Source organism: Collinsella sp. AM20-15AC, assembly GCF_003471405.1.
In the GTDB taxonomy this organism is placed as follows: domain Bacteria; phylum Actinomycetota; class Coriobacteriia; order Coriobacteriales; family Coriobacteriaceae; genus Collinsella.
Genome location: NZ_QRJA01000024.1, coordinates 20,728 through 27,881, shown reverse-complemented (window position 1 = coordinate 27,881; position 7,154 = coordinate 20,728). Strand labels below are relative to the sequence as shown.

The window sequence follows — 7,154 nt, the reverse complement described above, 5'->3', positions numbered from 1 at the left end:
CCGGAGCCGGTGCAGTCGTAGGTGCCGTAGGGGGCGTGCGAGCCCAGCACGTGGAAGATGGCCCGCGCCATGTCGCGCGTGAAGGTCAGGCGGCCCAGCTGGTCGTCCACGACGGTGACCCGTTCCAACTTGTCCTCCGGATCGGCGACGCGGTCGGAGAGCCCCTTCATGGTCTTCACGAAGTTGTGCCCCTCGCCGATGACCCAGGAGCTGCGCATGATGTAGTGGCGCGGGCAGCCGGCCACGGCGATGTCGCCGGCGGCCTTGGTCTGGCCGTAGACGGACAGGGGGCTGAGGGGCTCGTCCTCGGTATGGACCTCGGCCGTGCCGTCGAAGACGTAGTCGGAGGACACGTGGACCAGGGTGATCCCGTGCCCGGCGCAGGTGCGGGCGAGCAGGGCCGGGCCGGTCGCGTTGGCCTTCCAGGCGGTCACGCGGCCCTCGGGGGCCTCCGCTTTATCGACCGCCGTGTAGGCACCGCAGTTGATCACGGTGCCGTAGAGCGACCAGTCGTACTGCGCGTAGGCGTCCGGGTCGGACATGTCGAAGGTGTCGATGTCGCAGAAGTCGAAGTCCTTGGCGACGCCGCGCTCCTCGGCGAGCGCGCGCACCGCATGGCCCAGCTGGCCGTTGCAGCCGGTGACGAGGGTGCGCTTCGGCGCCATGGGGACGACGTCCTTGAGCATCGGGTGGTTGAGGTCCGCCTCGGAGACGGTGGCCTGGTCGAGCGGGATCGGCCACTGGATGGCGAGCTCGGGGTCGGCGAGGTTCACGAAGGTGTAGGTCCTCTTCAGCTCGAGGGACCAGTGGGCGTCCACCAGGTAGGTGTAGGCGGTGCCGTCCTCCAGGGCCTGGAAGGAGTTGCCCACGCCGCGCGGGACGTAGATGGCCTTGCTGGGATCCAAAACGGTCGTGAACACCTTGCCGAAGGTCTCGCTGCCCTCGCGCAGGTCCACCCAGGCGCCGAAGACGGAACCGCGGGCCACGGAGATGAACTTGTCCCAGGGCTCCGCGTGGATGCCGCGGGTGACGCCGCGGCTGTCGTTGTAGGAGACGTTGTTCTGGACGACCTTGAGATCGGGGATGCCCAGCGCGGTCATCTTGGCGCGCTGCCAGTTCTCCTTGAACCAGCCGCGCGAGTCGCCGTGGACGGCCAGGTCGACGACCTTGAGGCCCCCGATGCCGGTCTCGGCGACGGCGAGGTCCTTCTCGAATGCGATGTCTGCCATAGTTCTATCCCCTTCTACTGCCCCTGCGCGCGGTAGCGGGCCTCGGTGGCCTCCTTGGCCGGGCGCCACCAAGACTCGTTGGCCACGTACCAGTCGATGGTGGCCTTCAGGCCCTCGGCGAAGTCGGTGTGGGCCGGCCTCCAGCCCAGCTCGCGCTGGAGCTTGGTCGAGTCGATGGCGTAGCGGCGGTCGTGGCCGGGGCGGTCGGCGACCCAGTCGAAGTCCTCGGGGTCGCGGCCCATGGCCTCCAGGATCATGCGCAGGACGGTGATGTTGTTCTTCTCCCCATTGGCGCCGATGAGGTAGGTCTCCCCCATGCGGCCCTTGGTGAGGATGTCCCACACCGCGGAGCTGTGGTCCTCGGTGTGGATCCAGTCGCGGACGTTCTCGCCCTTCCCGTAGAGCTTGGGGCGGACGCCGTCGACGATGTTCGTGATCTGCCTGGGGATGAACTTCTCCACGTGCTGGTAGGGGCCGTAGTTGTTGGAGCAGTTGGAGATCGTGGTGTGCAGGCCGTAGGTGCGGGTCCATGCGCGCACGAGCATGTCGGAACTCGCCTTGGTGGAGCTATAGGGGCTCGAGGGCTTATACGGCGTCTCCTCGGTGAACTTGGCGGGGTCGTCGAGCGCCAGGTCGCCGTAGACCTCGTCGGTGGAGACGTGGTGGTAGCGGACGCCATATTTGCGGACGGCCTCCAGCAGGCGGAAGGTGCCCTCCACGTTGGTGCGCAAGAACGGCTCCGGGTCGGCGATGGAGTTGTCGTTGTGGCTCTCTGCGGCGTAGTGCACGATCGCGTCGTGGCCGGGGACGATCCTGTCGAGCAGCTCCGCGTCGCAGATGTCACCGACGACGAGCTCGACCCTGTCCTCGGGCAGCCCCGCGATGTTCTCGGGGTTGCCGGCGTAGGTCAGCTTGTCCAGGACGGTCACGTGGACGCCCGGGTGGTTCTTCACCACGTAGTGCACGAAGTTGCTGCCGATGAAGCCGCAACCGCCCGTGACGATGATGTTCTTAGGTTCAAAAATCTCAGACATGAAAATCCAATCTGAAGCAAGTACAGCTTCTTTAGTATGCCGCAGGAAGTGACGCCGCGACACTATTCAACAAAACTATCGGACATTTCGGCATGCGATAAGAGCCATGACCTTCGCAGAATTACTTCCCCTACAAAACGCCTCCGGAATGCAGTCTTTGTCGTACCGGAAGACCGAATTCCCAGTTTTATCGCGTAAGTACTTATAGAAGAAGTCTTCCCAGCTTTTAAACTTCTCACTGTTTACAAAGGCTTCTGGGGTTTCCAAAACCGCCTTAACATCTAACCCTGAAATTACGCCAGAGCTCAGCAGAAGCCACTCGAATGACTCGGGAAGACAAACCGTAACAGTATCGCGATGAATGTCTTGCAGCTTAAGGACGCGGTCCGCATAGCACCCAAATGCCGCTCCGTCCGCGACAACAAACACGCGATCGTCGAAATGCTGATCCAACCAGCCCAAAATCGCGCTGTTCGTCATGGCCGAAGCACAGGTAAGCTCACTATCAGCGAAATGCCGTTCAAAGAACTGGAAACCAGACTTACTGTCCTCGCATAGAAGGATAGAAAAGTCCTGTTTTGGCGCCGATCGGGAAATAGCATAACGATGATTTCCGCGATCTTGATAAACAGGGACGAAGGAATGGTATTTTCCGCTCGTCTTAATCTTGTAAATCTCATCCACGCTATACGGAAGATTGGGGAAATCAGCCCTTGAGATCAGCACGAAATAATTCGAGGAATACAGCACATGATGGGCAAACTCATCAGAATGGATCTCTTTTAAGCCCTCATCGACAAATACAATCGAGTCATGAACGGACGAAAGCTGGTTTCGCCAATCATAATCGGTCAGGGCGACACAGGGACAATCGCATTGCAAGGAGACACCCGACTGCTCGCCCGTTCGCATGTAGTCTGCGACCATGTCAAACAGTGTCGTCTTACCCGTGCCACTATCGCCACGCACAATAGTGATGTTCCGCTTGATGGTAAATGTGTACTTAGTTCCCCTGCGGCGGGAAATCTTAACGAGATGCGAACCGTTCATAAGCAGTACCTACAGATACGGAATCGACTCGTGAATCAATTCGGCCATGTTGTGAACGATTCGGCCGCTATTCACGACTTTAATTTTAAAATCCTCGCGACCAAAGTCCATCACATGATAGAGATTCACAACGAGCTTGCGGTCTTTCGCCATGTCAAGAATCCACTTGGCACAGTTGTCACCACAGGTAGAGGCGTTAAAAATATGCTTACGATCAAATCTCATAAGCAGCAGCGTTTTCACGCCACCAGAAAGCTGGAGTGGGGAGATGGATCCAAGCACGGGGCTTTCGATGACGTTTTCGGAGACAACATCCGATCGATCGACATCTTTAATTATCGAGACTGCATAGGGATCCGTAATCCAAGTAGACCGGTAAGAGTTTTTGAAATATGTCGCTGTGTTGTAAATCGCTTCTGGCATATCGCCAAAGTAGACGCTTAACACATCCACTCCCAATCATATTATCTTTATGGTCAACGTAATCATAACGAAAGGGGCCACCAGATAAACGGTGACCCCTAAAAGAAAACAAGCTGGCGCTAGTACTCGCGCGGGCTGTTGACGATCTCGCCGGCGGCGACCTTCTTCAGGTGCTGCCCGTAGACCGACTTGCCGTAGGCCTTGGCGGCCTCCTCCAGCTCGGCGGTCGTGATCCAGCCGTTCTCCCAGGCGATCTCCTCGGGCACGGACACGGGCAGGTCCTGGGAGTGCTCCACGGCGCGGACGAACTCCGCCGCCTCGTGCAGGCTCTCCATGGTGCCGGTGTCCAGCCACGCGTAGCCGCGGCCGAGGGTGACCACGGACAGCGTCCCCTCCTCCAGGTACATCTGGTTGAGCGTGGTGATCTCGAGCTCGCCGCGGGCCGACGGCTCCACCCTATGCGCCTTGGCGGCCACGTCGCCCGGGTAGAAGTACAGGCCGGTGACGGCGTAGGAGCTCTTGGGGCGCTCGGGCTTCTCCTCGATGGAGACGGCCCTCCCCTCGCGGTCGAACTCCACGACGCCGAAGCGCTCGGGGTCGTCCACGTGGTAGCCGAAGACCGTGGCGCGGCCCGACTCGGCGTTCTGGACGGCGCGCGTCAGGTGGCGGGACAAGCCGTTGCCGTAGAAGATGTTGTCGCCCAGCACCAGGGCGCACGGCTCTCCGCCGATGAAGTCCTCGCCGATGGTGAAGGCCTGCGCCAGGCCGTCCGGCGAGGGCTGCTCCGCGTAGGAGAGGTTCACGCCGTAGCGCGAGCCGTCCCCGAGCAGGCGCTCGAAGTTGGGCAGGTCGGTCGGGGTGGAGATGACCAAGATGTCCCGGATGCCCGCCAGCATGAGGGTGGACAGCGGGTAGTAGATCATGGGCTTGTCGTAGACCGGCAGCAGCTGCTTGGAGGTCACGAGCGTGAGCGGGTACAGGCGCGTGCCGGACCCGCCGGCGAGGATGATGCCTTTCATAACATAACTCCTTAAAAAATAAAGCAGCCAGACATTGCATGCTTGCGGCAACGTTAACTTAAAGGTCTACGTTGCCGCAAGTATGCATCCATCACATTAAAACTATAGTATCAGTCATATAGGCGAACGACTCTATCCGTCAGTTTTGACCAGTCCCTCTCCTCCGCAGTCTTCAATCCCCCGTCATACAGCGTCTTACGAAGACCGTGATCATTAACGATGCGATTAATGCAGCTCACCGCAGCATCAATATCTCCCCGGTCATAAAGCAAGCAATTCAATCCGTCGCGAAGGAACTCTGCATTACCTCCATTGGGAACAGCAACAACAAAGCCGCCGGTCGCCATCATCTCCAGCGGGGGATATGAAAAACTTTCGAGAATGCTTGTCTTCAATAAAATATGACACTGGTTATAGATGTCTGATATTTGATCATGCGGTACTCTACCGAGGAAATTATCAATACGGTACCAAGGCTTCTTTTTACCAGTGTAGTTCATGTACCAAATCTCATATCTTTCAGAGTCAAGCCTTTCCACTACCCTGAAAGCTTCATCAACATTTTTATAATCAGAACCGCAATCCCCCTCAATTAGAATCCTAATTTTGGGCAAAGAAAAATCGCGCACAGAATGAGGGAACGCAGCAAGGTCAAGTCCGTTTGGCACAGACTTACAATCCTGACCGAACCTGTCCTGAAGCCATTCCTCACACCAAGACGAAATTGTCAAATAGTCAATATCATTATTCAAATACGTGGCATTTGCTTGAAGGCGCAGTCTATCTCCTGGAAGATAAAAATCGGTCTCCAGATTCTGGACCAAGTACTTTTTCTTACCAATACGTGGATAGCGCCTAACAAAATCAAGAGTGTCCCAAAGGGTTGCAACTGCGGTATCAATTGCACCCGACAAAGGACATTTATCGAGCTTACCGCTAGGAACGACACGATTAAGAACAGGAATACGATGTCCGAAAACTTCAAGCCACTTTGTTGAATCATCAGTATTAAGCAACAATACATCAACGCCAGCGTCTTGAAGAATGCACAGATGCTTAAGGGCGACTAAGACACCACCGCTAGTATTCACGCTCGGCATGACCATTGCGAGATTGGGAGATTGTTCTTTTACAATAATATCTCGGATTGCTTTAGCAGCCGAAACAGTAGTGCAGTGCTCATGGCAGTATAAATATGCAGATTCGCCGACGCTCTTCCTAAGATCAGAATCTAATATCAGACGATTGAGGGCAGCACACCAGTCCTCAACACAATCGCAGAGAAATCCAGTAACGCCATCCTGAATCATCTTCTTAAAGGCGCCAACATTGCTAGCAACCGTAGGAACCTTAACAAGCGATGATTCAATCCATTTATTCTCGGATTTAGCTCGATTGAATAGAGTATTCTCCAAAGGAGCGATATTGATATCACAGGAAGCTATATAATTTGGAAGCCGACGCCAATCGCAAAATGGGAACGTGACAATACGTTCAGAAAATGGCATCAAGTCATCAGGAACATCGAGTTCCCCGCCCACCATCAGGGTGACGTTGTGATGAGTCTCCATTACCTTAGATAATGCTGGGAGCACTGAATTGAAATCTGCATTATGGGTAATGCTTCCGCTAAAATAGCCGATTCTGATTTCCTGAGTTTTCTGTTTTTCATCCCTTCGCTCAACCGCTCGCTTATAGGGAACCCTATCCTCGGGCAAGACGCTTGAGCTTTGCAAGCTGGGGAGTACATCTCGACGATAGATAGCAATATTCGAATAATCAATCATCGATTCAGATGCTACATTTCTATTTATATAGACCCTGGGAACATATTTTTTTAGTTCTTCCGCCATACCCTCAGTAGTAGTGATAGCGCAATCGCAAAGCTTCAGTGTTTCACCCATTCGCCTGACTCCATCGTCATAGCAAGACTTATCATGAGCAGTCATTGCATTAACGAACGGAATAGAATCGGTATAAGCAGTGTCGATAACCAAATCATCAATGTCATAAATAACACGCTTATTGAGTTTTTTTGCCTGCCTAATTAAAGATTCAACTTCATCACTTAGGGGACAACGGAAAATAATAAAAGTACGCGCATGCCTAAGAATATCCTTTTCCATCTCCCAGGCATTAACCTTTTGGACCGTTAAGCCGGCAGCCTCAAGTTCCTCAATCTGATGATCGACACGGTACCTAATAGGATGCGGAACGGAATAATCACATCCATTAATAAAAATAACATCAAAAAAAGAATTGTCTTGGCGAGAGCCAAAATCAAATCGAGGCCTATGCATTGAGAGTACATGGGAGACCTTCTTGGGGACGTTATAAAAGCCCTCTTCTTTAACGGTGTAACCAATGCCCTCAAGAAGGTTCAACATGAAACACTAACT

The 7,154-nt window shown here is 54.7% G+C and carries 6 protein-coding genes; all 6 read right to left on the bottom strand.

The genetic code is table 11. The features are described from left to right. Positions 1–1,229: sugar nucleotide-binding protein (locus tag DW233_RS08160; protein ID WP_199574620.1), on the bottom strand; the 1,229-nt coding region annotated here is incomplete at its 3' end. Between the two features lie 14 nt (positions 1,230–1,243). Then, positions 1,244–2,263 (bottom strand): dTDP-glucose 4,6-dehydratase, encoded by a 1,020-nt coding sequence (gene rfbB / locus DW233_RS08155; protein ID WP_118267705.1) that lies wholly within the window; start codon positions 2,261–2,263, stop codon positions 1,244–1,246. Positions 2,264–2,338: 75 nt separating this feature from the next. After that, complete coding sequence (locus tag DW233_RS08150) at positions 2,339–3,313, bottom strand: hypothetical protein (protein WP_006236235.1); 975 nt, start codon at positions 3,311–3,313, stop codon at positions 2,339–2,341. 9 nt (positions 3,314–3,322) lie between these two features. Continuing rightward, a complete protein-coding gene (locus tag DW233_RS08145; protein ID WP_040360074.1) occupies positions 3,323–3,760 on the bottom strand; it encodes a DUF4869 domain-containing protein in 438 nt (145 codons plus the stop codon). Positions 3,761–3,855: 95 nt separating this feature from the next. Continuing rightward, positions 3,856–4,755, bottom strand: a complete 900-nt coding sequence (rfbA, locus tag DW233_RS08140; protein WP_118267703.1) for a glucose-1-phosphate thymidylyltransferase RfbA — start codon at positions 4,753–4,755, stop codon at positions 3,856–3,858. Positions 4,756–4,865: 110 nt separating this feature from the next. Then, on the bottom strand, positions 4,866–7,142 hold the full coding sequence (locus tag DW233_RS08135; protein WP_118267701.1) for a glycosyltransferase: 2,277 nt from the start codon (positions 7,140–7,142) through the stop codon (positions 4,866–4,868). Positions 7,143–7,154: the final 12 nt, after the last annotated feature.

Coding starts and splice junctions, on each gene's coding strand:
- rfbB (WP_118267705.1), bottom strand. CDS start 2,263: ATGTCTGAGATTTTTGAACCTAAGAACATCATCGTCACGGGCGGTTGC.
- DW233_RS08150 (WP_006236235.1), bottom strand. CDS start 3,313: ATGAACGGTTCGCATCTCGTTAAGATTTCCCGCCGCAGGGGAACTAAG.
- rfbA (WP_118267703.1), bottom strand. CDS start 4,755: ATGAAAGGCATCATCCTCGCCGGCGGGTCCGGCACGCGCCTGTACCCG.
- DW233_RS08135 (WP_118267701.1), bottom strand. CDS start 7,142: ATGTTGAACCTTCTTGAGGGCATTGGTTACACCGTTAAAGAAGAGGGC.